The 25,605-nt window shown below is 73.2% G+C and carries 21 protein-coding genes and 1 tRNA gene; 11 read left to right on the forward strand and 11 right to left on the reverse strand.

The genetic code is table 11. From position 1 onward, the window contains the following. The first annotated feature begins 79 nt into the window (after window positions 1-79). Window positions 80-1,036 (forward strand): hypothetical protein, encoded by a 957-nt coding sequence (locus ABZ873_RS16145; RefSeq protein ID WP_360871358.1) that lies wholly within the window; start codon window positions 80-82, stop codon window positions 1,034-1,036. A gap of 70 nt (window positions 1,037-1,106) precedes the next feature. On the opposite strand, the gene ABZ873_RS16150 is transcribed toward ABZ873_RS16145, so the two are convergent. The 3 genes from ABZ873_RS16150 to ABZ873_RS16160 all read right to left on the reverse strand — a co-directional run bounded on the left by ABZ873_RS16150 (window position 1,107) and on the right by ABZ873_RS16160 (window position 5,709). Next, window positions 1,107-1,982 (reverse strand): DivIVA domain-containing protein, encoded by an 876-nt coding sequence (locus tag ABZ873_RS16150; protein WP_360871361.1) that lies wholly within the window; start codon window positions 1,980-1,982, stop codon window positions 1,107-1,109. A gap of 147 nt (window positions 1,983-2,129) precedes the next feature. Beyond that, a complete protein-coding gene (locus tag ABZ873_RS16155; RefSeq protein ID WP_360871364.1) occupies window positions 2,130-4,706 on the reverse strand; it encodes an SUKH-4 family immunity protein in 2,577 nt (858 codons plus the stop codon). Between the two features lie 7 nt (window positions 4,707-4,713). After that, entirely contained in the window at window positions 4,714-5,709 is a 996-nt protein-coding gene (locus ABZ873_RS16160; RefSeq protein WP_360871367.1) for an SMI1/KNR4 family protein, read from the reverse strand. Between the two features lie 431 nt (window positions 5,710-6,140). Here ABZ873_RS16160 and ABZ873_RS16165 point away from each other — a divergent pair, with 431 nt between their 5' ends. Together ABZ873_RS16165 and ABZ873_RS16170 are read left to right on the forward strand one after the other, a co-directional pair. Next, on the forward strand, window positions 6,141-6,656 hold the full coding sequence (locus tag ABZ873_RS16165; RefSeq protein WP_360871422.1) for a YwqJ-related putative deaminase: 516 nt from the start codon (window positions 6,141-6,143) through the stop codon (window positions 6,654-6,656). Window positions 6,657-6,658: 2 nt separating this feature from the next. Next, window positions 6,659-7,165: an SUKH-3 domain-containing protein gene (locus tag ABZ873_RS16170; RefSeq protein WP_360871370.1), complete on the forward strand. Its 507-nt coding sequence runs from the start codon at window positions 6,659-6,661 to the stop codon at window positions 7,163-7,165. Between the two features lie 1,276 nt (window positions 7,166-8,441). Here ABZ873_RS16170 and ABZ873_RS16175 read toward each other — a convergent pair. Further along, window positions 8,442-9,716: a histidine kinase gene (locus tag ABZ873_RS16175; RefSeq protein WP_360871372.1), complete on the reverse strand. Its 1,275-nt coding sequence runs from the start codon at window positions 9,714-9,716 to the stop codon at window positions 8,442-8,444. Between the two features lie 176 nt (window positions 9,717-9,892). Between ABZ873_RS16175 and ABZ873_RS16180 the strand changes: the two genes are divergently transcribed. From ABZ873_RS16180 to pth, 5 genes are all read left to right on the forward strand, one after another. After that, a tRNA-Gln gene (locus ABZ873_RS16180) sits at window positions 9,893-9,964 on the forward strand. 110 nt (window positions 9,965-10,074) lie between these two features. Next, a complete protein-coding gene (gene glmU, locus ABZ873_RS16185; protein ID WP_360871375.1) occupies window positions 10,075-11,523 on the forward strand; it encodes a bifunctional UDP-N-acetylglucosamine diphosphorylase/glucosamine-1-phosphate N-acetyltransferase GlmU in 1,449 nt (482 codons plus the stop codon). A gap of 133 nt (window positions 11,524-11,656) precedes the next feature. Next, a complete protein-coding gene (locus ABZ873_RS16190) occupies window positions 11,657-12,634 on the forward strand; it encodes a ribose-phosphate diphosphokinase (RefSeq protein WP_030027111.1) in 978 nt (325 codons plus the stop codon). A gap of 186 nt (window positions 12,635-12,820) precedes the next feature. Then, window positions 12,821-13,408, forward strand: a complete 588-nt coding sequence (locus ABZ873_RS16195; RefSeq protein ID WP_360871379.1) for a 50S ribosomal protein L25/general stress protein Ctc — start codon at window positions 12,821-12,823, stop codon at window positions 13,406-13,408. A 105-nt stretch (window positions 13,409-13,513) separates the two neighbouring features. Then, window positions 13,514-14,104 carry an aminoacyl-tRNA hydrolase gene (pth, locus tag ABZ873_RS16200; protein ID WP_360871382.1) on the forward strand — a complete coding sequence of 197 codons (591 nt, stop codon included), beginning with the start codon at window positions 13,514-13,516 and terminating at the stop codon, window positions 14,102-14,104. A gap of 70 nt (window positions 14,105-14,174) precedes the next feature. Here pth and ppc read toward each other — a convergent pair whose 3' ends face one another. After that, complete coding sequence (ppc, locus tag ABZ873_RS16205) at window positions 14,175-16,919, reverse strand: phosphoenolpyruvate carboxylase (protein WP_360871425.1); 2,745 nt, start codon at window positions 16,917-16,919, stop codon at window positions 14,175-14,177. A gap of 395 nt (window positions 16,920-17,314) precedes the next feature. On the opposite strand from ppc, the gene ABZ873_RS16210 reads away from it, so the two are divergent. Both ABZ873_RS16210 and ABZ873_RS16215 read left to right on the forward strand, forming a co-directional pair. Beyond that, a complete protein-coding gene (locus ABZ873_RS16210) occupies window positions 17,315-18,295 on the forward strand; it encodes a fatty acid desaturase (RefSeq protein WP_360871385.1) in 981 nt (326 codons plus the stop codon). Beyond that, a complete protein-coding gene (locus ABZ873_RS16215; protein WP_360871388.1) occupies window positions 18,292-18,966 on the forward strand; it encodes a TetR/AcrR family transcriptional regulator in 675 nt (224 codons plus the stop codon). Before ABZ873_RS16210 ends, ABZ873_RS16215 begins: the two co-directional genes overlap by 4 nt. A gap of 133 nt (window positions 18,967-19,099) precedes the next feature. Here ABZ873_RS16215 and ABZ873_RS16220 read toward each other — a convergent pair whose 3' ends face one another. Continuing rightward, complete coding sequence (locus ABZ873_RS16220) at window positions 19,100-19,468, reverse strand: VOC family protein (protein ID WP_360871428.1); 369 nt, start codon at window positions 19,466-19,468, stop codon at window positions 19,100-19,102. Window positions 19,469-19,470: 2 nt separating this feature from the next. Continuing rightward, window positions 19,471-20,328, reverse strand: coding sequence for a trans-aconitate 2-methyltransferase (locus ABZ873_RS16225; RefSeq protein WP_360871391.1), 858 nt, complete (start codon window positions 20,326-20,328; stop codon window positions 19,471-19,473). Window positions 20,329-20,489: 161 nt separating this feature from the next. Here ABZ873_RS16225 and ABZ873_RS16230 point away from each other — a divergent pair, with 161 nt between their 5' ends. After that, a complete protein-coding gene (locus ABZ873_RS16230) occupies window positions 20,490-20,987 on the forward strand; it encodes a MarR family transcriptional regulator (protein ID WP_360871394.1) in 498 nt (165 codons plus the stop codon). On the opposite strand, the gene ABZ873_RS16235 is transcribed toward ABZ873_RS16230, so the two are convergent. The 4 genes from ABZ873_RS16235 to ABZ873_RS16250 all read right to left on the reverse strand — a co-directional run. Next, complete coding sequence (locus ABZ873_RS16235) at window positions 20,946-21,713, reverse strand: response regulator transcription factor (RefSeq protein WP_360871397.1); 768 nt, start codon at window positions 21,711-21,713, stop codon at window positions 20,946-20,948. The two genes, ABZ873_RS16230 and ABZ873_RS16235, sit on opposite strands and share 42 nt — an antisense overlap. Before the next feature lie 417 nt (window positions 21,714-22,130). Continuing rightward, window positions 22,131-23,099 (reverse strand): UDP-glucose 4-epimerase GalE, encoded by a 969-nt coding sequence (gene galE, locus ABZ873_RS16240; RefSeq protein ID WP_360871400.1) that lies wholly within the window; start codon window positions 23,097-23,099, stop codon window positions 22,131-22,133. Window positions 23,100-23,248: 149 nt separating this feature from the next. After that, window positions 23,249-23,941, reverse strand: a complete 693-nt coding sequence (locus ABZ873_RS16245; RefSeq protein ID WP_360871431.1) for a LuxR C-terminal-related transcriptional regulator — start codon at window positions 23,939-23,941, stop codon at window positions 23,249-23,251. A 128-nt stretch (window positions 23,942-24,069) separates the two neighbouring features. After that, the coding region (locus tag ABZ873_RS16250; RefSeq protein WP_360871403.1) for a PQQ-binding-like beta-propeller repeat protein at window positions 24,070-25,605 on the reverse strand (1,536 nt) is incomplete at its 5' end.

A 25,605-nucleotide genomic window follows, 5' to 3' on the forward strand; every position in this document is an offset into this window, starting at 1 on the left:
CCGGGCCGGTGCGTCGGCTTGTCATGGCCGGGCCATGTGGGCAACCCTCGTGCCAGAACCGCACCGGGGGGACACCACCATGACATCCGCGCTGTACGCACTCGCCTTACTCGCCGCCCTGGCCGGCCCGCTCGCCGTCCGGCTCTTCCGCACCCCGTCCTTCGTCACCGGCCGCGACGGCCGGCTCTCCACCTCCACGGCCCTCGCCGTGGCCTGGACGGTGATCCTGGTCTGGCTGCTCCTCGCGATCCTCGGCTACGGGCTCACCGCAGGCGGCGGAGTCGCGTACTTCCGGGGCCCCGACGGCCCGCTGTCCACGCTGACCAGCGTCTACCTGCCGCTGCTCGGCGGGCCGTACGTGGCGCTGATCGCGGCCAAGGCGGTCGTCGGCATGCGGGTGGAGCACGGCACGATGGCCAAGCCGGCCGCCCCGCCCACCGCGTCGGGCCGCCGGCCGCTGCACGAGCTGGTCGCCAACGACAGCGGGCGCACGGACCTGGTCGACCTCCAGTACGTCGCCCTCAGCGCGGTCACCATGCTGTACGTGGTGCTGTTCTTCCTCACCGACGTGGGCGCCGGACTGCCGAAGCTGCCCGCCGAGATGTGGGCCCTGACGGGGGCTCCGGCGGGCGCGTACCTGGTGAACAAGATGGCCGTGCGGGCCAACCCGGTGATCACCGGCGTCTCCGCCGGGGACGGCCTGCTGACGGTCACCGGCGGCGGATTCCTGGCCGACCCGACGGGCCGCCCGCCCCTGGTCACCGTCGACGACACCCCGCTGGAGGCCACCCCCGACCCCCTCACGGGCGCCCTGACGGCCTCCCTCCCGGCGGCTGCGCAGCCCCCGTTCACGGTGGTGGTCACCGCCCGCGGGCTGCGCAGCGACCCGTACCTCTACGCCCCCTCGCCGGATGCACCGCCGTCTGCCACGGCCCCACCCATCCCGGCCCAGGGCACCGCCCCGCCCATCCCGCCGCAGGCCACGGCCGCCCCGGACCTCCCGCCGCGGCGGACGCAGGGGGCCGCGCCGCACTGAGCATGCCGGGCGGGGGCGGTCCTGCTGGTGCGCGCCGCCGCGCCCGTCGGCGGCCGCCGGCCGCCGCCCGTCAGGCGCCGTCCGTCGGGGTGCGGCCCGTCAGGGCGGCCAGGCTGGTGCGGACATGGTTCATATGGGCCCGCATCTCCTCCTGGGCCTCCTCGTGCTCCCGCAGCACCCGCTCCGTCTCCCGGCCCGTCCGCTCCGCCGCCAGCCCCGCCTCCGCCAGCAGCTCCGCCGCCCGCGCCTCCGCGTCCTCCTGGCCGTGCCGCGCCGTCTCCTCCGCCGCCGCGAAGCCGCGCCGCGCCTCCTCCAGCCGGGCCAGCGCCGCCCGCTCCGCCTCCGTGTCCCGCGCCTCCCGCTCGGCCTCGCGGGCCGCCAGCTCCCGGCCCGCCGCCTCCCAGCGCTCCGCCTGCTCCCGCTCCCGCCGCGCCCGCGCCTCCTCCGCCCGGCTCCGCACGTGCGCCAGCGCGTCCGCGGCCTCCCCGCGCCACTGCGCGGCGTCCTCCCGCGCCCCCGACCGCAGCTCCTCGGCCTCCCGCCCGGCCCGCTCCAGACCCTGCCGCGCCCGGACCTCGGTCTGCTCGCGCACCGCCTCCGCGTCGCCCCGCGCCAGCTCCGCCGTACGGTCCGCACGCGCCTGCGCCGCCTCCGCCGTCGCGGTCGCGTCGGCCCGCGCCTCCCCCCGTAGCGAATCGACCTCCTCCTCCGCGAGCAGCAGGATCCGGCGGGCCCGTTCGCCCAGCTCCTCGTACGTCTGCGGGGCCAGCCCGGCCACCTGCTCCCGCAGCCGCTCCGCCTCCGCCTCCATGCGCTTCGCCAGGACGGTCAGCCGCGCCACCCGCTCCCACGCCTCGTCCCGGCTCCCCGAGAGCCGGGCGAGGTACCGGTCGACCTCGTCCATGCGGTAGCCGCGACCGCGCACGGTCGCAAAGGGTGCACTCATCCGGGATGCGCCTCTCTCGCGGGGATTCCCGTCAAGGATGCGCCATTTGATCCCGGAAGCCCGAATGGCCGGGCCGAGACCCCCTCCGAGGGTCCCGACCCGGCCATACCGGTCACCGCGTACGAGCGCCCCGTCAGGCGCCCCGCGTCACAGCAGCCCGTCCCACATCTGCTCCAGCAGCACCGACCACCAGCTCTCCGGCGAGGACAGCGCGGCGCTGTCCAGCCCGGCCAGGTTCGCCTGGAAATCGACCGTCCAGCGCCCCGCCTGCTCGGGCGTCAGATGCTGCCGCAGCCGCCACATGTGGCCCAGCATCGCCATCGACCGTACGAACTGCGGCAGGCTGGAGTTGACGAACTGCGGCGGTACGGGCGCACCGCCCGGCCCGCCCTCCACCGGCACCGCCACGATGTGCGCCGTGCCGTACTGCACGCACAGCGCCTTGCCGAAGTCGCTGCCGATGACCAGGTACGAGCCCGCGTCCGAGGCCGGCTGCACCTGCCGCTGCGCGGCCAGTTCGGCCAGCGTCGGCACCGGCTGGCCCGGCACCGCCTGCGCCCAGAAGAACGGCCCGAAATCGACGGGCAGACCCGACCACATCAGGGTCTGCGCCACGATCTCCGGCACCCCCTGACGGGACACCGCCCGCTGGTCGAAGCGGAACACGCCCTGCGGCCCGAAGGCCCCCGCCAGCTCCTGCGCGATCGCCTCCAGCGGGATCGCCGGCTGGAGCGGGACCTGCGGCAGCGGCGCGCGCACCGGCGCGGGGCGCGCCGGGCCGTCCGCGACCTGGTGCAGCTCGCCCTGGTGGGTGAGCAGATGCCGCATGCCCTGCTGACGGCCCGCGTGGTCCTGGCCGTACGGGGCGACGCTGGTGATGCGCACCTGCGGCCAGGTCTCCCGGATCATCCGGGCGCAGTAACCGCCGGGCAGCTCGCAGGACTCCAGCTCCGTGTGCAGCTCCAGCACCTGCTGCGGCGGCACGTTCATCGCGCGCAGCTCGTAGAGGATCTGCCACTCCGGGTGCGGGGTGCCGGGCGCCGAGCGGCGGATGATCTGCTGCTCGGAGCCGTCGGCGCCGCGGTAGCGGAGCACGGCCTGGTAGCCGGGGCCGACCGTGGGCGCGCCCGTCGGGGCCTGCGGCTGCGCCGCGGGGCCGCCCGGGGGCGGGCCGGGCGGGCCGGGGGGCGCCGGAGGCTGGCCCGTCACGGAGGGACCGGCCAGCATCGTGGCGGCGTGGTCGAGCCCGCCGCCGGGGGCACCGGGGGCGCCGGGCGGCTGCGGTACGCCGGGACCCGCGAGCATGGTCGCGGCGTGATGGGCCCCGGCACCGGGAGCACCGGGGGCACCGGGCGCACCAGGGGCACCAGGGGCACCGGGCGGGCCGGGGGGCGCCGGAGGCCGGCCCGTCACGGAGGGACCGGCCAGCATCGTGGCGGCGTGGTCCAGCCCGCCGCCGAGCGAGCCGGGGGCGCCGGGCGGACCGGGCGGGCCGGGAGGCTGCGGGGCACCGGAACCGGCACCCGGAGCCCCGGGCGGGCCGGGAGGCGCGGGCGGACGGCCGGTGACGGCGGGACCGGCGAGCATGGTCGCGGCGTGGTCGAGCCCGCCGCCCAGCGAACCGGGGGCACCGGGCGGGCCGGGAGGCGCGGGCGGCTGCCCGGGAGCCCCCGGAGGACCCGGAGGCGTGGGCGGCTGCCCCGTCACGGAGGGACCGGCCAGCATCGTCGCGGCATGGTCCAGCCCACCGCCCAGCGAACCGGGGGCCCCGGGCGGACCGGGGGGCAGCCCCGGACCACCGGCGGCGGAGCCGGAACCGGAGCTGGAGCCGGGCAGGGAGCCGGAACCGGAGCCGGACAGGGAACCGGAGCCGTAACTCGACCCCGCACCGCCGTCGGAGTCGCCCGGCCGGTCGACCCGCGCCCGGCTCGTCGGCGCGTCGGCGATGTCCTGCGGCGAGGACCCGAGCGCGGGCACCACGGCCGTCCGCGGCAGCTGGCTGCCGCCCGGCATCAGCGTCGTCGGCGCGTCCGCGGCGGCCGAGGGCCGGGGCGCGTCGTCCAGGTCCGACCCGGACAGCGGCGGCGCGAACACCGTCGCGGGCAGCGGCACGGACACGTCGTCCCCGCCCGGGTTCACATCCGTACCGGCCCACGGGGTGGCCCCGGTCGGCACGACCGCCGGAGCCGGCGTCGCCGGGACCCCGTCGTTGGCGGTCGGCTCGTACGGCACGTCACCACCACGGCGCAGCGGTACGGGCTCCCCGGGCGCGGGTGCCTCGGGTGCCTCGGCCGGCGCGTCGGACCCGGCGGGCTCGGCCGGAGCCGCCGGAGTCACGGCCGGCGGGATCCCCGCCCGGTCCGCCGCCTCCTGCAGCCACTCCGGCGGACTCAGCATGAACGAGGTCATCTCCGAGTCGATGCGCGGCGCCGGAACCGACGGCTCCGAAGCCCCGGCCGCGGCGACCGCCCCGTACTCCTCCTCGTACCGGCGGATCACCTCACCCACCGGCAGCCCCGGCCACAGCGTCACCTCGCCGCTGTCCCGGGCGATGACCAGCCGCTGCCGGCCACCCCCGGACACCGGACCGGCCGCCCGGTCCTCGGCCCACACCACGAAACCGAGCCCGAACTCCCGCACCCGCACCTCCCGGTGCTGGTACGCGGGAACGTCCCCGTTGATCCACTCCTCGGCGCGCTCCTGCGCCTGCGCGAACGTCACCACCGCGCCGTCACCCCTCACCCGTACCGGCGTCGGCCACCGGAACCGAACGTGCGAATCCGCCGTCCACCATCAGACCGGCCACCGTCTCCAACTCCGGGGGATTTCCCGCCAACCGCTCCAGAAAGGCATCGAAATCACCGCCGCACGGCAGCAACAGCCGCTCCACGCGCTCCTGCACGGACCAGCCGTCCTGGTCGCGCGCGTCGTCGTACGGCGAGAACCACACCGAGCCGATGCCCTCGCCCTTCACCTTGAGCGCCACCAGTCCGCCCTGCGCGAAGGCCACGCACAGGTAGTCCTTGGTGAGGTGGTCGCGCAGGCACTTGTTCATGTAGACGAGGTCGTTGACCGCCGCCTCCTCACGCACCGTGAAGAAGGGCTGGTCCACCAGCAGACCGAGCTCCACGTCCAGCCCGGCGCCCATCGGCGCGCAGCCGCCGGCCGCCTTGAGGAAGGAGCGGTACGCCTCCGGCAGGCGATAGCCCAGGTCCTCCTCGACGCCCTGCACCTGCGCCTCGGACACCGAGACCACCGACTTCGGCAGCCCCATGTGCACCGGGCGCACCTCCTGCAACGGCCGCGTCCCGCGCTTCTCGTGGTCCACCGGAGCCGTCGCCAGGCCCGCGTGGTGCCGCAGCAGCGCCTTCACCTCGACCGGCACCAGCTCCATACGGCGAGATCCGGCCACGTGGTGCCAGGTCCAGCCGTGCGGGGTCGTCACCGCGCCGACGGTGTCCCACAGCTCGTGCCCGGCGGCCTTCATGGCCGCGTTCGCGGACACGCAGTCCGTCAGCCGCAGCTCGTCCACGCCGAAGCCCTCGGGGGGCTCGGCGATCTCCACCGCGGCGCGCGCGTAGGCGGAGAAGTCCGGATGGCCGTCGCCGTCCATCCGCACTCCGCGGGGATGCCGGGCGGCGCGGACCGGGTCCGGGAAATGCACGACCTGCCCCGAGTACGCGGCGTTGGGTGGCGGGGCCTGCTGCCCGAGCCGACCTGTCGTCATGGCGGTAGCCCCCTGCTGGATCTGGCTGGTTCACCACAGCCTATGCGCTGGGACAAGAGGCTCACCCGCGCCAGTCCCGCGCACCCGCGCGGTGGCCGGGAACATCCGAATTGATACGAATATTCGACCCCGCTTCCACACGCCGGACGACATTTGGCAGGCTGTCCCCGCAGCAGGGGGACGTGCGCGAGAGCGGTCACCACCGCCGCCACGGGAGGGAAAGCGCGACCATGCACAACACGGCAACACGAACAGATCCGGCCGACGACGGCGGCGCCGCCGCGAGCGCGGGGCCCGCCCACACCCCGGGGCCGCCCGGCGCGGGCGACTCCTCCCGGGCACCGGGCACGCCGGGCACCTCCGGCGCGGGGGCGGCGGGCGCCGCGGGCACGTCGGCGGCGGGGAGGCCAAGTACGACGAACGCGCTCGCCATCGCGGGCGGGCCGGCCGCTGACCAGGCCGGGGCCGCCGGGGACCCCCGTCTGCGCTGGAGCAGCGCAGACGGCCGCCCCACCGCACCCGTCCTCCGCTTCCGCAGGGACGGCATCCTGCCCACCGTCGCCGCCGCCCTCTCCGTACGCGGCGAAACCCTCACCGGCACCGCCGGCAAGGCCGACCAGCCGCCCGCGCTGCACCCCCTCGTGCAGGATTTCCTCGACACGCTCACCAGCGGCCAGCGCGAACGTTTCACCGGCCGCTGCCCCGAGGCGATACTCCTCTCCCGCCACCTCGCCGCCGTGGAGGGCGCCCGTTCCAAACGGGCCTCCCGCAAACCGCTCTCCGCGAGCGAGGCCCGCCGCTCCCTCAAGCACGCGAAGATCACCGCCCGGCGCATCCGCGAGGACGGCGACCCGCTCCACGGCAGCTACGCACCGCCCTGCCGCTCCTGTCACGCCCTCCTCGCCCACTTCGGCGTACGCCCCGTCGACCTCACCCCCGCCGAGTAGCCATGACCACGACCTCCGCCTCCTACGACCGCTCCTCCACCACCCGTTTCCCGGCCGCGGTGGACTCCGCGCTGCGCACGGCGGGGTGGGAGCCGGGCCGCTGGGACATCAAGCAGGCCGAGTACTGGGCCGACGCCCTCCGCGACCACACCACCCCCGGCGGGCACCGGCACACGGTCTTCCCCGCCGCGGTGGAGGCGTGGGCCGAATTCGGCGGCCTGAACGTCACCGCCCCCGGGCCGGGGAGGCAGATCGCCCCGACCCCGGTCCGCATCGACCCCCTCACGGGCCTCCACCTGGCCCGCACCTTCGCCGACCTGGGCCGGGCCCTGTCCACGCAGCTCTGCCCCCTGGGCGTCGAGGCCGACGGGGGCTCCCACCTGGCGCTGGACCGCGAGGGGCGGGTGTACGGCATCGACCACACGGGCGACTGGTACCTCGGCCACACCCTGGACGAAGCCCTGACCCTCCTCCTGACGGGCCTCCAACCCCCCCGCCTGACGACGTAACCCGCGCCCTTCCCCGGGCGGTCCGGACCCCTCGGGCAAGCCCGAGCCGCCTCACACCGGGCGAGCCTTGCTTACGGCGCGGGCGGTTCCGACAACGGACGGGCCCTCTACCGGGGCCCGATCCCGGGTCGGGGCCGTTCCGGCCCCGAGCGGAGCCCGATCCCGCTGCGGGGTTGCTTCGCACGCCGGGCGGGGCCCGGTCCTGGTGCGGGGGTGCTTCGCCCGCTGGGCGGCGTTTCGCACCCTGGCGGGCGGTTCGCGGTGCCGGGGTGGGGTATCTCCTCGGCTCGCGCGTGCGGGCACGGTCGTCCCATACGGGGTGGTTGCGCGCTCGTCCTGCGGGGACACCCCACCCCGTCCCCGCTGCGCGCAGTACGAGCCCGATCCCCGAAACAGCCCAACCAGCCCGACCTCACCGTCCCGTACGAGCCGACTCCCCGAACAGCACCAACCGGCCCGGCCCCACCACCCCATACGAGCCGGCTCCGCGAACACCCCCCATACGGGCGGATGCCGCGAACGACACGGCCGTGTCTTGCCCTACCCGTACGGGCCGGTCCCGCGTGCCACACCCCGTACGGGCCGATGCCATGAGCGACGCTGCCCGGCTCGGCTCCACCCGCCCGTACGGCCCACCTCTGTGCACAACACCCCCCCCCGGTCCCACCCGTACAGGCATCCGCAACCGCCGCCCCGACGAAGGCGTACTGGGTCCGGCCTGACCCTCCCCGTACGGGTCGGATCCCGGTGATGGTGACGAGGCTTACCCGTACGGGGACAAGGGCGCGCGGTCGGAGCCGGGGCAGTGGGGTGGGGACACGCAGGAGGGTCCCCGCAGGACGAGCGCGCAACCCAGGCCGCACAGGACGACTATGCCCGCACGCGCGAGCCGAGGAGACCCTCCGGAGGGGCACCGCCCCACCCACCCCCGGCCAGCCGCACCGAAACGCCCCGCACTCCGCGCAGACCGCCAGCCCCGCACGGGGGCAAGGCCACGCTGTCGGAGCCGGGGCAGTGGGGTGGGGACACGCAGGAGGGTCCCCGCAGGACGAGCGCGCAACCACCCCGCACAGGACGACCATGCCCGCACGCGCGAGCCGAGGAGACCTTCCGGAGGGGCACCGCCCCACCCACCCCACCCGGCCGCGCCGGAGCCGAACCCGCACACCGCGCCACCCCGCACCCGGAACACCGCCAAGCCGCCCGCAGGGCACCCCGCACCCCGGAACACCACCAAGCCGCCCGCAGGGCACCGCCCCGCGCAGCGGAATACCCGCTAGCCCAGCGGAAGTACCGCCGAGACGCGGAAGCCGCCCGCGTCCGTCGGGCCCGAGACGAAGACGCCGCCCAGGCCGAGCACCCGCTCCCGCATCCCCACCAGCCCGTTCCCCCCGCTCGGCAGACCCACCCCCGCCGAAACCCCCTCGCACGGCCCGTTCTCCACCTGCATCGCCACCTCACCCTCCCGGTGCGCCAGCCGTACCACCACCCGCGCCCCCGGAGCATGCTTGTGGCAGTTCGTCAGCGCCTCCTGCACCACCCGGTACGCCGTCTGCTCCACCTCCGCCCCGTACCCGGCGGCCGCCGCCCCGTCCCCCTGGACGACCATCTCCACCACCATCCCGGCCGCCCGCGACTGCCCCACCAGCGCCTCCAGCTCCCCCAGCGAAGGCCCCTCCTCCCCCACCACCACCGCGGCAGCGGCAGCGGCAGCGGCAGCGGCAGCGGCAACAACCTCAGCCACCGGCTTCGGCGCGGCCCGCAGCACTCCCAGCATCTCCCGCAGCTCCGTGAGCGCCTGCCGCCCCATGTCCCCCACCAGCCCCGCGTTCTTCGCCGCCCGCGCCGGATCCTTGAGCGCCACCGCCTCCAGCGCCGCCGCGTGCACCACCATCAGCGACACCCGGTGCGCCACCACGTCGTGCATCTCCCGCGCGATCCGCGTCCGCTCCTCCGTACGGGCCCACTCCGCCCGCTCCTCCGCCCGGTCCGCGAGCAGCGACAGCTCCCGCTCCAGCGAATCCGCCCGCTCCTGCAGGCTCTCCATCAGCCGGCGCCGGGCCCCGATGTACAGGCCCAGCAGCATCGGCGGCACGGTCAGCGCGACCGCGACGAACCCGGACAGCGCGACGACGAGCGTCGGATCCGCCTCCACGTCCCCACGGGTCTTGAGGTACATCACCACGAACGTCGCCACCAGCGACATCGACGCCAGCGCGGCGATGATCCGGCGCGGCACCTCGGAGGAGGCGAGCGAGTACATGCCCGCCACCGACAGCAGGAAGCCCATCTCGGCCGGCGCCACCGCGATGCCCACGAGCACCACCGCGATCGGCCACCGCCGCCGCAGCACGAGCGTGGCCCCCACCACGATCCCGAACAGCACCCCCGCCGCGACGGGGATCCCCGCCTCCTCCGCGAAGCGGATCCCCTCCCACGCGCACTCGGCGGCCGACACCGCCGCCAGCACCCCGTCCACCACGGCATCCCGCCGCCGCGCCCACCACCAGGGCGGCCCGGCACGGCCTTGCTCTTCCCCCGTACTGGTCATGCCGTCCAGCGTACGCAGCCGCCCCTACAGACCACCGACAGAATTCCGGCAGGGCCGCGCCGACGCCCACGAGCGCGCCCGTCCTTACCGTCGCATCGAAGGCACCCGGTGGGGCATAGTAGGTGCCGTCACATGGATCAGCTCGGAGGAAATGTCCGGCTTGGTCGTAAAAACAGTCCCCTGTGGTGTAATTGGCAGCACTGAGGCTTTTGGTGCCTTATGTCCGGGTTCGAGTCCTGGCGGGGGAGCTTGACGCATCTGCGGGTCCTGACCGTCGGGTCGGGACCCGGCCTCGTTTCACGGTGTTAACGCCCCGGTATCCTTCACGGGTCCACTCCCGAAGCCGAAGGGCACACCCGTGAGCGCCAACCGCCCGGCAGCCGTCGTCGTACTCGCAGCGGGTGAAGGCACCCGCATGAAGTCGGCCACACCCAAGGTTCTGCACGAGATCTGCGGGCGCTCGCTCGTCGGTCACGTCGTCGCCGCCTCCCGCGAGCTGGACCCCGCCCACCTCGTCGTGGTCGTCGGGCACGCCCGGGAGCAGGTCACCGCGCACCTGTCCGCCCTCGACGCGGACGTCCGCACCGCCGTCCAGTACGAGCAGAACGGCACCGGCCACGCCGTCCGCATGGCCCTGGAATCGCTCGGCGGCGAGGACCTCTCCGGCACCGTGATCGTCGTCTGCGGCGACACCCCGCTGCTGACCGGCGAGACCCTGCACCAGCTGGCCGCCACGCACGACGCCGACGGCAACGCCGTCACCGTGCTCACCGCCGAGGTGCCCGACTCCACCGGTTACGGCCGCATCGTGCGCGACGCCGGCGGAGCCGTGACGGCCATCGTGGAGCACAAGGACGCCACCGACTCCCAGCGCGCCATCCGCGAGATCAACTCGGGCGTCTTCGCCTTCGACGGCGCCCTCCTCGCCGACGCCCTCGGCAAGGTCCGTACGGACAACAGCCAGGGCGAGGAGTACCTGACCGACGTGCTCGGCATCCTGCGCGAGGCCGGCCACCGCGTCGGCGCGGCCGTCGGCAGCGACCACCGTCAGATCCTCGGCATCAACAACCGCGTCCAGCTCGCGGAGGCCCGCGCCCTGCTGAACGCGCGCCTGCTGGAGCGGGCCATGCTCGCGGGCGTCACGGTGGTGGACCCGGGCAGCACCTTCGTGGACGTGACCGTGACCTTCGGCCAGGACGCCGTCGTGCACCCCGGTACGCAGCTGCTGGGCGCCACCCACCTCGCCGAAGGGGCCGAGGTCGGCCCGAACACCCGGCTCAAGGACACCCGCGTCGGCGCGGGCGCCCGCGTGGACAACACGGTGGCGGACAGCGCGGTCGTCGGCGCGCAGGCGACCGTGGGCCCCTTCGCCTACCTGCGCCCCGGCACGGAGCTGGGCGCGAAGGCCAAGGCGGGCACCTACGTGGAGATGAAGAACGCCACGATCGGCGAGGGCACGAAGGTGCCGCACCTGTCGTACGTGGGTGACGCGACCATCGGCGAGTACACGAACATCGGCGCGGCCAGTGTCTTCGTGAACTACGACGGCGAGCACAAGCACCACACGACCATCGGCTCGCACTGCAAGACGGGGTCGGACAACATGTTTGTGGCTCCCGTCACGATCGGGGACGGCGCCTACACGGCCGCCGGATCCGTGATCACGAAGGATGTGCCCCCCGGCGCGCTGGCCGTGGCCCGCGGCCAGCAGCGGAATATCGAGGGCTGGGTGGCTCGCAAGCGTCCGGGAAGTGCCGCCGCGGCGGCGGCGCAGTCGGCGGCCCCGGAGGACGCCGAGCGCCCCTGAGGTGAACTGACCGGAAACAGGTACGCCTGCGACGGCGTACCGTGATAGGTGCACGCAATTCGGCTGGCTCACCGTGTGCGGGACGGACGCACATGGGGGCGAGCAGCTTCAACACGTCTGAGGAGACAGTGCTGTGACCGGGATCAAGACGACCGGCGAGAAGAAGCTGATGCTCTTCTCCGGCCGCGCCCACCCCGAGCTGGCCGAGGAGGTCGCGCACCAGCTGGGTGTCGGCCTCGTGCCGACCAAGGCTTTCGACTTCGCGAACGGTGAGATCTACGTCCGCTTCCAGGAGTCGGCGCGTGGCGCGGACTGCTTCCTGATCCAGAGCCACACGGCTCCGATCAACAAGTGGATCATGGAGCAGCTGATCATGATCGACGCGCTCAAGCGCGCGTCGGCACGTTCCATCACCGTGATCATCCCGTCCTACGGGTACGCCCGCCAGGACAAGAAGCACAAGGGCCGCGAGCCGATCTCGGCGCGCCTGGTGGCGGACCTGCTCAAGACCTCGGGTGCGGACCGCATCCTCACGGTCGACCTGCACACGGACCAGATCCAGGGCTTCTTCGACGGCCCGGTGGACCACTTGTCGGCGCTGAACGTCCTCGCGGACTACGTGGGCGCGAAGGTGGACCGGACGAAGCTGACGATCGTCTCCCCCGACGCCGGCCGTGTGCGCGTGGCGGACCGCTGGTGCGACCGGCTGGACGCCCCGCTGGCGATCGTGCACAAGCGCCGCGACAAGGACGTCGCCAATCAGGTGACCGTCCACGAGGTCGTGGGTGAGGTCAAGGGCCGCGTCTGCGTCCTGGTCGACGACATGATCGACACCGGTGGCACGATCTGCGCCGCGGCCGAGGCGCTGTTCGCGCACGGTGCGGAGGACGTGATCGTGACGGCGACGCACGGCATCCTGTCGGGCCCGGCGGCGGACCGCCTCAAGAACTCCAAGGTGAGCGAGTTCGTCTTCACGAACACCCTCCCGGACCCGTCCGACCTGGAGCTGGACAAGATCACGGTGCTGTCGATCGCGCCGATGATCGCGCGTGCGGTGCGCGAGGTCTTCGAGGACGGTTCGGTGACGAGCCTCTTCGAGGAGCAGCAGTAGGGGCTCGCGCCCTCCCCCGCTAGATCCTTTTGAAGTGCGGCCTTCCCGCCGGGTAGACTCTGCGAGTTGCTCGGCGAGGGAGGCCGCACTTCTGTGTGCGGGGTCTCCGTTATCGACGCGCTCTTCGTAGCAGGCCGTTCCGGCCGGGTGACGTGTCCGTTTTCCGTCACCCCACGAGGAGTGAGCATGTCCGAGATCAAGCTTTCCGCCACCCTGCGCGAGACCTTCGGCAAGGGTTCGGCCCGCCAGGCCCGTCGTGACGCCCTGACCCCGGGTGTCATCTACGGCCACGGCACCGCCCCGAAGCACGTCAACGTCGAGGGCCACGCCCTGATGATGGCGCTCAAGACCCCGAACGCGCTGCTGTCCCTGGACATCGCCGGTGCTGGCACCGAGCTGGTCATCCCGAAGGCCGTTCAGCGTCACCCCCTCAAGCGCACCATCTCGCACGTCGACTTCCTGATCGTCAAGAAGGGCGAGAAGGTCACGGTCGAGGTCCCGGTCGTGACCGAGGGCGACCTGGCCGCCGGTGGCAACCTGCTGGAGACCCTGCTGGCCGCCGTGTCCGTCGAGGCCGAGGCGACCCACATCCCCACCGAGATCACCGTCTCGATCGAGGGCCTGGAGGCCGGTGCGACCGTGCACGCCTCCGACCTGAAGCTCCCCAAGGGCACCTCGCTGGCCGTCGACGGTGAGACCCCCGTCCTGCAGGTCGTCGCCCCGCAGGCCGAGGAGCCGGCCGCCGACGCCGAGGCCGAGGGCGAAGAGGGCTGATCCTCGCCCTTCCTCATCAGCAGTTGCTGAACCGGCCGCCGTCCGGCTCCACTGGAGCGGGACGGCGGCCGTCTTCGTTTTCGTTCACGGTGTGAGGAGCTTTTGATGTCGGACGAGTCGGCGCCCTGGCTGATCGTCGGTCTCGGGAACCCGGGGGCGGAGTACGCCGGGAACCGCCACAACATCGGCTTCATGGTGGTGGACCTGCTGGCGGAGCGGATCGGCGGGAAGTTCAAGGCGCACAAGGCGCGGGCGCAGGTGCTGGAGGGCCGGATCGGTGCTCCGGGGCCGGCGAACCGGCGGGTGGTGCTGGCCAAGCCGATGTCGTTCATGAACCTGTCGGGCGGTCCGGTGACGGCGCTGCGGGACTTCTACAAGGTGCCGCTGGAGCGGATCGTGGCGGTCCATGACGAGCTGGACATCGACTACGCGACGCTGCGGCTGAAGCTGGGCGGCGGGGACAACGGGCACAACGGCCTCAAGTCGATGACGAAGTCGATGGGCCCGGACTACCACCGGGTGCGGTGCGGCATCGGCCGTCCGCCGGGCCGGATGCAGGTGGCGGACTTCGTGCTCAAGGATTTCTCCTCGACGGAGCGCAAGGAGCTGGACTGGTTCGTGGACCGGTCGGCCGACGCGGTGGAGTGCCTGGTCCAGGAGGGCCTGGAGCGCGCGCAGTCGACGTACAACTCCTGAGCCCGGGTACGGGGAAGCCCCCGCGCCGCCGTCCGGGAACGGCGGCGCGGGGGCTTTCGCGTGGGCGGCGTCAGCCGGTGTTGCGCAGTCCCGCGGCGACTCCGTTGACGGTGAGGAGCAGGGCGCGGGCCAGCAGCGGGTCGGGGTCCTCCCCGCGGGCGGCGGCGGCGCGCTGGCGGGCCAGGAGGGAGACCTGGAGGTAGGAGATGGGGTCGAGGTAGGCGTCGCGGACGGCGAAGGTCTGCTGGAGGACGGGGTGGGAGTCCAGGAGCTCCTTGCCGCCGGTGATGCGCAGGACCTCGCGGACGGTCAGCTCGTGCTCGGCCTCGATGCGGTCGAAGACGTGCTTGAGGTGGTCGGGGACGAGGGTGTCGACGTAGTGCCGGGCGATCCGCAGGTCGGTCTTGGCGAGGGTCATCTCGACGTTGGACAGGAAGTTGCGGAAGAAGTGCCAGCGCTCGCCCATCTCGGTGAGGGCGTCGTCCTGGCCGGCCTCGCGCAGGGCCTTGAGGCCGGAGCCGACCCCGTACCAGCCGGGGACGATCTGGCGGGACTGCGTCCAGCCGAAGACCCACGGGATGGCGCGCAGGCCGTCGAGGCCGGCGCCGGAGTCGGGGCGGCGGGAGGGCCGGGAGCCGAGGTGGAGGTCGGCGAGCTGGTCGACGGGGGTGGCGGCGAAGAAGTAGGACGGGAGGTCGGGGTCCTCCACGAGGGCGCGGTAGGCGGCGTGGGCGGCGTCGGAGACGACGTCCATGGCGGCGTCCCAGCGGGCGAGGGCCTCGTCGGACTGGCGGGGCGCGGTGTGCAGGGCGGATGCCTGCAGGGTCGCGGCGACGGTCAGTTCCAGGTTCTCGCGGGCGAGGGAGGGGACGAGGTACTTGTCGGAGATGACCTCGCCCTGCTCGGTGACCTTGATCTCGCCTTCGAGGGTGCCCCAGGGCTGGGCGAGGATCGCGTCGTGGGAGGGGCCGCCGCCGCGGCCGACGGTGCCGCCGCGGCCGTGGAAGAGGCGCAGGCGCACCCCGTAGCGGTGGGCCACGTCGCGCAGGCGGCGCTGGGCGCGGTGGATCTCCCACTGGCTGGTGGTGATGCCGCCGAACTTGGAGGAGTCGGAGTAGCCGAGCATGACCTCCTGGACGTCGCCGCGCAGGGAGACGAGGCGCCGGTAGGAGGGGTCGGCCAGCATCTCGTCGAGGATGACGTCGGCGGCGCGCAGCTCGTCGGTGGTCTCCAGGAGCGGCACGATGCCGATCTTGGCCCAGCCGGCGTGGAGGTCGAGGAGGCCGGCCTCGCGGGCGAGGACGGCGGCGGCGAAGACGTCGTCGGCGCCCTGGCACATCGAGATGATGTAGGACTCGATGACCTCGGGGCCGAACTTCTCGAAGGCTTCCTTGATGGCGGAGAAGACGCCGAGGGTCTTGGCTCCGGCGGCGTCGAGGGGGGCCGGGGTGGGGGCGAGGGGGCGCCGGGAGCGCAGTTCCTTGGCGAGGAGCTTGCCGCGGTAGTCGCGGGGCATGTCGGCGTAGCGCCAGGATTCCTCGCCGAGCCGGTCGAAGAGCTGGCCGAGGGCGTGGTGGTGGGCGTCGGCGTGCTCGCGGACGTCCATGGTGGCGAGCTGGAGGCCGAAGGCGGCGAGGGTGCGGATGACGCGGTCCATGCGGCCGTCGGCGAAGAGGGCGCCGCGGTGCTCGCGCAGGGAGGTCTGGATGAGGGTGAGGTCAGTGAGCAGCTCGGCGGTGCCGAGGTAGTCGCGGCCTTCCTCGTGCGGGATGCCCCGGGCGAGGCGTTCGCGGGTGTTGAGGAGCTTCTGGCGGATGCAGGTGGCCTTGAGGCGGTACGGCTCCTCGGCGTTCAGCCGCTTGTAGCGCGGGCTGATCTCGGGGAGGCGTTCGAGGTCGGCCTGGAGGGAGGCGAGCAGTTCCTCGGTGGCTCCGGTGTAGCGGATGGAGTTGGAGAGGAGTCCGCGCAGGAAGTCGACGAGTTCGAGGGCGTCGGTGATGCCGTGCTCGTGCTGGAGGATCAGGACGTCGCGGGTGACGTCAGGGGTGACGTTGGGGTTGCCGTCGCGGTCTCCGCCGATCCAGGTGCCGAAGGTGAGGGGGCGGGTGCCGGCGGGCAGTTCGACGCCGACGCGGCGCAGTTCGGCGGCCAGGTCCTCCAGGACGTCGCCGACGGCGCCGGCGTGGAGTTCGTCGAGGTAGTAGATGGCGTTGCGGGCCTCGTCGGCGGGCTCGGGGCGGACGACGCGCAGTTCGTCGGTCTGCCAGACGAGGTCGATGTTCTCGGCGAGGCGCAGGTCGTGGCGGCGGCGTTCGCCGGCGCCGGCGGCCGGCTCCTCCAGCAGGGCCGCGATGCGGCGCAGCTTGTTGAGGACGCTGCGGCGGGCGGCTTCGGTGGGGTGCGCGGTGAAGACCGGGCGGACGTTGAGGTTGCGTACGGTCTCGCGCAGGTGCTCGGGATCGGCGTCCTTGAGCATGTCGGCGGTGCGGGCGAGGAGCCCGCCTTCGGCGGCGCGGTGGGCGCGCAGCTCCTTGCCGCGGTGCACCTGCTCGGTGACGTTGGCGAGGTGGAAGTAGGTGGAGAAGGCCCGTACGAGCTTGGCGGCGGTTTCCAGGTCGGTGTCGCCGAGCAGGGCGGCGGCGGCTTCGCCGTCGGTGCGGGTGAGGGCGCGGACGCGTTCGACGAGGTCGAGCAGGTCCTGGCCCTCCTGCCGTACGAGGGTCTCCCCGAGGAGGTCGCCGAGGCGGCGGATGTCCGCCCGGAGTTCCGCGTTGGCGGTGGCTTCCGGGGTGGCGGGGGCCTGCTGGGCGGCCAGGGGGGCCTTGTCAGCACTGCTCACAGGTGCGGCTCCTTGCAGTGTTCGAGCGCTACTGGGCGGTGGGCTCCCGGCCGTGCGCGGCGTGGCCTCCCTCGGACATGGGTCCGGGGGAGCGCCGCTCCTGAGGCGTGGCTCGGGCTGCCCGTGCGGACCGCGCTGTCCGACGGGAACAGGATAGGTGTCCCGTGCGTGTGCCTGGGCAAACGTCTCACTGACCGAGTCGGACGGGGTCCGGAGGGCGTGTGCCGGCGCGGGGGCGGCTCCGCCGCGGCGGTCGCGCTCCTGTTGTCCGGGGTCCGGGTTTTGCCATACTTACCCTGCCGTAGGTTACGGGACCGTAGGGTCCTGGGGCCGGCGCGCCTCCCGACTCCTCTCACCCCCAGGGGACCCCCATGACCACGAGTCCCGATCTGATCGAGGGCGCGTCCGCGTCCTCCGAGACCTCCACGCCGTCCGCGACGCTCGGCGGCGAGAGCAAGCGGTCGATCGAGCAGATCGCGCTGCTGCTGTTCATCACCGTGCCGTTCGTGGCGCTGCTGGCGGCGGTTCCGCTGGCCTGGGGCTGGGGGGTGAGCTGGCTGGACCTGGGTCTGATGGTGTTCATGTACTTCCTGGCCTGCCACGGGATCACCATCGGCTTCCACCGCTATTTCACGCACGGTTCCTTCAAGGCGAAACGGCCGCTGCGGATCGCGCTGGCCGTGATGGGGTCGATGGCGGTGGAGGGGCCGCTGGTGCGCTGGGTGGCGGATCACCGCAAGCACCACAAGTTCTCGGACCACGAGGGCGACCCGCATTCGCCGTGGCGGTTCGGCGAGACGGTGCCGGCGCTGATGAAGGGCCTGTGGTGGGCGCACATCGGCTGGCTGTTCGACGAGGAGCAGACCGATCAGCAGAAGTACGCCCCGGATCTGATCAAGGATCCGGCGATCCGCCGGATCAGCCGTGACTTCATCTTCTGGACGATGTTCTCGCTGGCGATCCCGCCGCTGGTGGGCGGGCTGGTGACGATGTCGTGGTGGGGCGCGTTCACCGCGTTCTTCTGGGGCTCCCTGGTGCGGGTGGCGCTGCTGCACCATGTGACGTGGTCGATCAATTCGATCTGCCACGCGGTGGGCAAGCGTCCGTTCAAGTCCCGGGACCGCTCGGGCAACGTGTGGTGGCTGGCGGTGCTGTCGTGCGGGGAGTCCTGGCACAACCTGCACCACGCGGACCCGACCTCGGCCCGCCACGGGGTGCTGCGCGGTCAGGTGGATTCGAGTGCGCGGCTGATCCGCTGGTTCGAGCAGCTGGGCTGGGCGACGGATGTGCGGTGGCCGTCGGCGGCCCGCATCGATGCCCGGCGCAGGGAAGACGAGCCGAAAGCGGCATGATGGGGGACGTGGCGATCGACGGCGGTACTTCCAGCGGTGACAAGCCCCGGCGTGGCCGCCGGGTGAGGATGACGGGCGCGGAGCGGCGTCAGCAGCTGCTGGACATCGGCCGGACGCTGTTCGCGGAGAAGGGCTTCGAGGGCACGTCGGTGGAGGAGATCGCGGCGAAGGCCGGGGTGTCCAAGCCGGTGGTGTACGAGCACTTCGGCGGCAAGGAGGGCCTGTACGCGGTGGTCGTGGACCGCGAGATGCGCCAGCTGCTCGACGGGGTGACGGGGGCGCTGACGGCCGGGCATCCGCGGGAGCTGCTGGAGCAGGCGGCATTCGCGCTGCTGGACTACATCGAGTCCTACACGGACGGTTTCCGGATCCTGGTGCGGGATTCGCCGGTGGCGCAGTCGACGGGCACGTTCGCGTCGCTGATCAGCGATATCGCCACGCAGGTGGAGGACATCCTGGGGCTGGAGTTCAAGGCCCGCGGGTTCGATCCGAAGCTGGCGCCGCTGTACGCGCAGGCGCTGGTGGGGATGGTGGCGCTGACGGGCCAGTGGTGGCTGGACGTGCGCAAGCCGAAGAAGGCCGAGGTGGCGGCGCATCTGGTGAACCTGGCCTGGCACGGGCTGGACGGGCTGGAGTCGAAGCCGCAGCTGGTGGGCCGCCGCAGGAGCTAGCGGGTGGTACGACGGCGCCCCGCCACCGGATCTCCGGTGGCGGGGCGCCGTCATGCGGTGCGGGTGGTGCCGGTGGCGCGGGCGGCGGGCCTCAGGTGCCGGGCCTCAGGCGCCGCGCCTCCGGTGCCGCGGCTCAGGTGCCGGCGTGCGGTTCGAGGAATTCGAGCCGGTTGCCCACGGGGTCCTCGGAGTGGAAGCGGCGGTGGCCCGGCAGGTTCTCGTCCCAGACGACCGGCGCCCCGCCCTCCCGCAGTCTCTTCGCGTACTCCTCGATGCCCGTGACCCGGAGTCCGGGGTGGGCCTTGCGCGCGGGCCGGAAGTCCTCCTCCACGCCGAGGTGGAGCTGCACGGGGCCGGCGGCGAACCAGCAGCCGCCGCGGGCGGCGAGGACGGGCGGCTTGGGGATCTCGGTCATGCCGAGGACCCCCGCGTAGAAGGCCCGGAGCCGGTCCTCCGCTCCGGGCGGGGCGGCGAGCTGCACGTGGTCGACGGCGGTGAGCACGCTCATGCCTCCTTGCGGGCCACGGCGAAGATCCGCCGGAACGGGAAGACGGTGCCGCGCGGCCCGCTCGGGTAGGCCGCGCGCAGCCGGTCGCGGTATTCGGCGAGGAAGGCGTCGACGGCCTCGTGGTCCTCGCCGAGGGCGGTGAGGACGGGCCGCAGGGCGGTTCCCTTGACCCAGTCGAGGACGGGGTCGGGGCCCTGGAGCAGCTGGTGGTACGTGGTCTCCCAGACGTCGGCGTCGCAGCCGAGCTCGGTGAACCGGGCGAGGTATTCGGCGGGTTCGAGCAGGTGGATGTAGCGGGCGCCGTGTCCGGCGAGCCGGGAGCGCCAGCGCGGGGTGTCGCACTGCTCGGCGAGCAGGGCGTGGCTGGGGGCGGTGAAGTTGCCGGGGATCTGGAAGGCGAGGGTGCCGCCGGGGCGCAGGCCGTTGATCCAGGGGCCGAAGGAGCCCGCGTGGCCGGGGACCCACTGGAGGGCGGCGTTGGAGACGATCAGGTCGTAGGGCTCCTCGGGCAGCCAGCCGGCGATGTCGCCGTGGCGGAAGTCGAGGCTGCCGCCGCCGGGGGTGGGGCCGGCGTGCTCCTCGGTGGCGCGGTGCAGCATCTCGCGGGAGAGGTCGAAGCCGGTGATGGCGGCGTCGGGCCAGCGTCCGGCGAGGAGTGCGGTGACGTTGCCGGGGCCGCAGCCGAGGTCCGCGATACGGGCGGGGGCGGTGGGGAGTTCGGGTATGCGGTTGAGGAGGTCCAGGAAGGGCCGGGCGCGGTGGCCCGCATGGCGGAGGTATTGCTGGGGGTCCCAGGTGGGGGCGGAGGGCGCGGTGGACGTGGGGGTCCCTGCACGCGTGGTATCGGAATACATGTTCGAGCCTCCCTGCTGGCGGGGCGATCGGAAGCGGAATCCGGTCCGGCCCCGTCCATGCCCCATGCTCGCCGCAATTATATCTCGACGTCAAGATACTTGATATAGAGATGCATGGCATGAAGAGACTTCACGTCGACAGACCCCTTACACTGATCGGCATGGAGGACGAGGTCGACCGACTGGTTGCGGCGTGGCGCCGGGAGCGCCCTGACCTCGACGTGGAACCACTGGAAGTGCTCAGCCGCGTCAGCAGGCTCGCACGGCATCTCGACCGCGCCCGCCGGCTGGCCTTCGCCGAGCACGGGCTGGAGCCCTGGGAGTTCGACGTCCTCACCTCCCTGCGACGGGCCGGCGCGCCCTACCAGCTCTCCCCCGGCCAGCTGCTGACCCAGACCCTGGTCACCTCCGGCACCATGACCAACCGCATCGACCGGCTCGCGAAGAAGGGCCTGGTCGAGCGGCTGCCGGACCCCAACGACCGCCGCGGGGTGCTGGTGCGCCTCACCCCCGAGGGCCGGGACCGCGCCGACCAGGCCCTCGCCGGGCTGCTCGCGCAGGAACGGGCGATCCTCGCCCAGCTCTCGCGGAGCCAGCGCGGCGATCTCGCCGGGCTGCTACGCCAGTTGACCGCTCCGTTCGACAACATCCCCGGCTAGGTCCGCCGGCCGTACCCCGGCCCGCCGGGCCAGTGCCACCGCCGCCAGCGTGGAGTGCACGCCGAGCTTGCCCAGCACGTTCTGCATATGGGTGCGGACCGTGTGCGGGGACAGGAACAGCCGCGCCGCCACGTCCTTGCGGCCCAGCCCCGCCACCATGCAGCGCAGCACCTCGTGCTCGCGCGGCGTCAGCGATTCCACCAGCCGCTCGCTGTCGGTACGGTGCTTGCGCGCGGCCGTGAGCTCACGCAGTACCCCGGTCAGCAGCGCGGGCGGCAGGTGCGTCTCCTCCCGCAGGACCCCGCGGATCACGGCCAGCAGCCGCGACAGCGAGCAGTCCTTGGCCACCCAGCCCGAGGCGCCCGCCTGGAGCGCGTGGGCGGCCCGGCGCGGTTCGTCGCGCTCGGCGAGCACAACCGTACGGACCCCGGGATGGGCCACCCGCACCCCCGCGACCAGCGCGATCCCGTCCGGGACGGCCGGTGGCGGCCCGGCGCCCGGCTCCCGCTGGGCGGGCACGGCCCCGGCGACCATGCCGAGATCGGCGTCGACCAGCAGGACGTCGAAGCGGCGGCCCTCCGCCACCGCGCGTTCGAGGCAGCGCAGGGCGGCGGGGCCGCTGCCGGCCGCGGACACGTCCACGTCCGGCTCGGCCGCGAGCGCGGCTGCGAGCGATTCGGCGAAGATGCGGTGATCGTCGACGACGAGAACCCGGATACGAACCACAAAACCCCCAAGGGTAGGGGAACGGACGACGGCGGGCACGGCGCCCGGACCGGGTGATCCGCAGCCGCCCGGCCGCCGCCGAGACATCACTGCACTACCCCGGAGCGAACGCCGTACCCGACGGTCTCGACCCCTGAATCAACACCGGCCCCCACCGGTGTCACGCATCAGCGTAGGGCCGGGGAGCCTGCGCGGTTGGCCGAATAGCAGAAGTTTTCCCGCCGATTTACCGGAGCATGCGCGCGGCGCGGCTCGGGCCGTGGCCGGATTTCGACGGCGTGCGGAAGCCGGGCGGCGGCCACCCGGCGGGCTCGTGCCCCGGGCAGATGCGCGGGGGGTGTTTCACCCGGCGTGTGCACGCCGGGCGCCCGCGCACGGCGCCCGGCCGCAGCGCACGGCCGGACGGCCCGCGCCCCCTCAGGCCCCGTCGTGGCCCGTGGTGCGGGCGAAGTTCCACGCGTCGCTGATGATGCCCGTGAGGTCCGAGCGGTTCGGGGTCCAGCCGAGGCGTTCGTGGGCGGTGCGCGCCGAGGCGACGAGCATCGCCGGGTCCCCGGCCCGGCGCGGGGCGACCACCTCGGGGATCTCCCGGCCGGTGACCTTGCGGACGGTCTCGACGACCTCGCGCACCGAGAAGCCGCTGCCGTTGCCCAGGTTGCAGATCAGGTGCTCGCCGCCGGTCGCGGCCTCCAGGGCGGCCAGGTGGGCCTCCGCCAGGTCGGCCACGTGGATGTAGTCCCGGACGCAGGTGCCGTCCGGGGTGGGGTAGTCCTCGCCGAACACCGAGATCGACTCCCGCTCGCCCAGCGCGACCTGGAGCACCAGCGGGATCAGGTGGGTCTCGGGGCTGTGGCGCTCGCCGAAGCGCCCGTAGGCGCCGGCCACGTTGAAGTAGCGCAGGGAGACGGCGGCCAGGCCGTGCGCCACGCACTCCCCCGCGATCATGTGGTCGACGGCCAGCTTGGTGGCGCCGTAAGGATTCGTCGGGGCGGTCACCGAGCTCTCGGTGAGCAGGCCCTCGGTGGGCTCGCCGTAGGTGGCGGCCGTGGAGGAGAAGACCAGCTTCGACACCCCGGCGCCGCGCATCGCGGCGAGCAGGGCCAGGGTGCCGCCGACGTTGTTCTCCCAGTACTTGCCCGGGTTCACCACGGACTCCCCGACCTGCGAGGAGGCCGCGAAGTGCAGCACCGCGTCGAAGGAGGGGTCCATGTACCGGGCAGCGTCCTGGATGCGGCCCTCGATGAACGCGGCGCCCTCGGGGACGCCCACGCGGAAGCCGGTGCTGAGGTCGTCGAGGACGGTGACCTCGTGGCCGGCCTCCAGGAGGTGGGCCGCCACCACGCTGCCGACATATCCGGCGCCGCCGGTTACCAGGTACTTGCTCACTCGCCTACTGCCTCTCGCGCGGGAGCACGCGCGGAGCGTGCGCGTGCTTGGGCACTGGCTTACCCGATGCGGCGCCCCCGGGGGAAATCGGCCCCCGTGCGAGGCCCCGCGCGGGCCCCCCGCGCGACACCCCGCCGCCCCGCCCGCGGTCAGCCCCGCGCGCCCCCGGCCGGCTGCCCCGGCAGGGCCCGGTCCAGCAGTCCCGTACGGGCGGCCAGCGCGGCCGCCTCCAGCCGTGAGCCCACGCCCAGCTTCATCAGGACCCGCTGCACATGGGTCCGCGCGGTGCTCGGCGCGATGGCCATCCCGGCGGCGATCAGCCGGGTGTCCTCGCCTTCCGCAACCCGCACCAGCACCTCCACCTCGCGCGGGGTCAGCAGGCGCAGCAGCCGGCTGCCCTCGTCGTCGGGCTGGGCGGCGGGGTTCAGCAGTTCCGCGAAGGCCCCCTGGAGCAGCTGCGGGGCGATGGCGGCCTCGCCCGCCCGTGCCTTGGCCAGGGCCCGCTCGACGCCTTCGATGCGCTCGTCCTGGCGTACGTACCCGGAGGCGCCCGAGGCGAAGGCGGCGGCGATGCCGCGCGGACTGGGCACCGGGCCGAGGACCACCACGGCGGTCTGCGGGCGCTCGCGCTTGATGCGCACCACCGGTTCGAACACGCCGGGCTCGGCGGGGGCCGCCGTACCGAAGAGGCAGACCTCCGGGGCGCGGCTGATGACCAGCTCGGCGGCGCCCCCGGCGGGGGCGGCGGCGGCCAGGACCCGGTGGCCGCGCAGTTTCAGGGCAGAGGCCAGCGCCTCGGCCAGCAGCCGGTGCTCGTCGACCACGACGACCCGTACGCCCATTGAGGAACCCACCCCCCACCCTTCTGCCCCGGCAAGCTACACGCTTGTTCGACGGTGCGCCGGGGATACCGCGCAGAAGCCCCCGATCGGTACGGACCGTTCGGGGGCTCCTGGGGCGGTGCGGGGCGTCAGCTCGCGCTGAACGAGACGAACAGGTAGTCCTGTTCGGCCTTGTCCGAGTACGGCTTGCTGACGTTCTGGCGGGACATGAAGAGCTTGCCGTTGCGGTAGCGCAGCTCGGAGGAGAACTCGGGCGAGAAGGAGGTCTCCGTGCGACGGGTCTCCTTGTCGGCCGGGTTCTCCATCAGCACGGTCTCCTTCATCGTCATGCCGTCGATGCTGACGATCTGGCCGCCCTTGTCGTACGGGGGGATCTTGTAGGCGATGATGCTGCCGCCGTCCATGCGCAGCGGGTACATCGTGTACCGCTCCCCCGCGTCGGCGCGGTCGGTGGTCTGCTTGCCGGTCTCCAGGTCGAAGGAGAGCAGTTCGTTGGTGCGGCTGCCGGACGCCTGGCCCTGGTGCTCCAGGGAGGGCACGTAGATCTTGCCGTTGCCGACGACCATGTGCGAGCACTTCTCGACGTCGGTGGAGCCGCACTTGGCGGCGAAGTCGCCGGAGGCGAGCGGGATGCGCGCCTTGAGCTCGCCCTTGGGGTCGAGGACGAAGAGGTCGCTGACGCCCTTGCCGCCCTTGGCGGTGTTGCCGACGTCGGCCGCGAGGATCAGCGGCTTGGTGGAGACGATGTGGGCGTACTCGATGCCCGGGGAGAGCTTGTAGGAGAGGCTGGGCGCCCCGGTGGCGGGGTCGAGGAGCTGCCCGTAGAGGGTGTAGTTGGGGCTCTGGCCGCACTTGCGGATGACGGCCAGGGCCTCGCCGCCGGCGTAACCGGTGTCGCGGCAGCTCTCGTTGTCGATCTTGGGCAGCCACAGGGACTTGCCGTCGGCGAGGTTCCAGGCGGCGCCGCCCGCGGAGACCCCGGCGGCGGCGACGGTCTTGCCGCTGACGGTGACCTCGGAGAAGGAGACGGGCTTGTCGCCGCCGTTGGCGCTCTTGGCGTTGCCGGACCAGGCGAGCTTGCCGGCCTCCAGGTCGATGACGCCGACCTCGGTGCACGGCGGGTACTTGTTCTCGGGCGTGCCCTGGGCGGCCTTGAAGAGCACCGCCGTCCGGTTCTCGCTGATGTGCGGGGTGGCGCCGCAGATCTCGCCGGGGAGCGGGATCTCCCACTTCTTCCCGCCGTCGACCAGGTTGTAGCCGACGATCTTGGAGACGTCGGACTTCACGTACGTGGAGTCGGTCAGCCAGGAGCCGTTGACGGCGACGAGGTCGGCGACCTTCGGGTTCGGCTGGCTGAACAGCGGCTTCGACTTGGTGTTGCCGGGGACCTTCTCGCTGCCGGGCGCGGCCTGCTGGCCCTTGTCGCCGCCGGGGGCGCCGCTGGGGTCGCTCTGCGCGGTGTCGTCGGTGCCGCCGTCGCCGGAGGTGTACCAGAGGCCGCCGCCGATGATGAGGACGATCGCGAGCAGGGCCGCGCCGACGATGACCAGCTGGTTGCGCTTGTCGTTGCCGCCGCCGGGCGCGGGCGGCTGCGGGGCGCCGGGGGCGCCGTACGGCGAGGGCGCGCCCTGCTGCGGGTAGCCGTAGCCGGGGACCGCCTGCAG

The organism is Streptomyces sp. NPDC047014 (genome assembly GCF_040644195.1).
GTDB lineage: Bacteria > Actinomycetota > Actinomycetes > Streptomycetales > Streptomycetaceae > Streptomyces.

Excerpts from the sequence above, each read along its gene's own strand:
- ABZ873_RS16210 (WP_360871385.1), top strand. The coding sequence starts at position 17,315 with ATGACCACGAGTCCCGATCTGATCGAGGGCGCGTCCGCGTCCTCCGAG.
- ABZ873_RS16160 (WP_360871367.1), bottom strand. The coding sequence starts at position 5,709 with ATGACGACAGGTCGGCTCGGGCAGCAGGCCCCGCCACCCAACGCCGCG.
- ABZ873_RS16170 (WP_360871370.1), top strand. The coding sequence starts at position 6,659 with ATGACCACGACCTCCGCCTCCTACGACCGCTCCTCCACCACCCGTTTC.
- ABZ873_RS16225 (WP_360871391.1), bottom strand. The coding sequence starts at position 20,328 with ATGTATTCCGATACCACGCGTGCAGGGACCCCCACGTCCACCGCGCCC.
- pth (WP_360871382.1), top strand. The coding sequence starts at position 13,514 with ATGTCGGACGAGTCGGCGCCCTGGCTGATCGTCGGTCTCGGGAACCCG.
- ABZ873_RS16230 (WP_360871394.1), top strand. The coding sequence starts at position 20,490 with ATGGAGGACGAGGTCGACCGACTGGTTGCGGCGTGGCGCCGGGAGCGC.
- ABZ873_RS16150 (WP_360871361.1), bottom strand. The coding sequence starts at position 1,982 with ATGAGTGCACCCTTTGCGACCGTGCGCGGTCGCGGCTACCGCATGGAC.
- ABZ873_RS16195 (WP_360871379.1), top strand. The coding sequence starts at position 12,821 with ATGTCCGAGATCAAGCTTTCCGCCACCCTGCGCGAGACCTTCGGCAAG.
- ABZ873_RS16245 (WP_360871431.1), bottom strand. The coding sequence starts at position 23,941 with ATGGGCGTACGGGTCGTCGTGGTCGACGAGCACCGGCTGCTGGCCGAG.
- ABZ873_RS16215 (WP_360871388.1), top strand. The coding sequence starts at position 18,292 with ATGATGGGGGACGTGGCGATCGACGGCGGTACTTCCAGCGGTGACAAG.
- ABZ873_RS16175 (WP_360871372.1), bottom strand. The coding sequence starts at position 9,716 with ATGACCAGTACGGGGGAAGAGCAAGGCCGTGCCGGGCCGCCCTGGTGG.
- ABZ873_RS16145 (WP_360871358.1), top strand. The coding sequence starts at position 80 with ATGACATCCGCGCTGTACGCACTCGCCTTACTCGCCGCCCTGGCCGGC.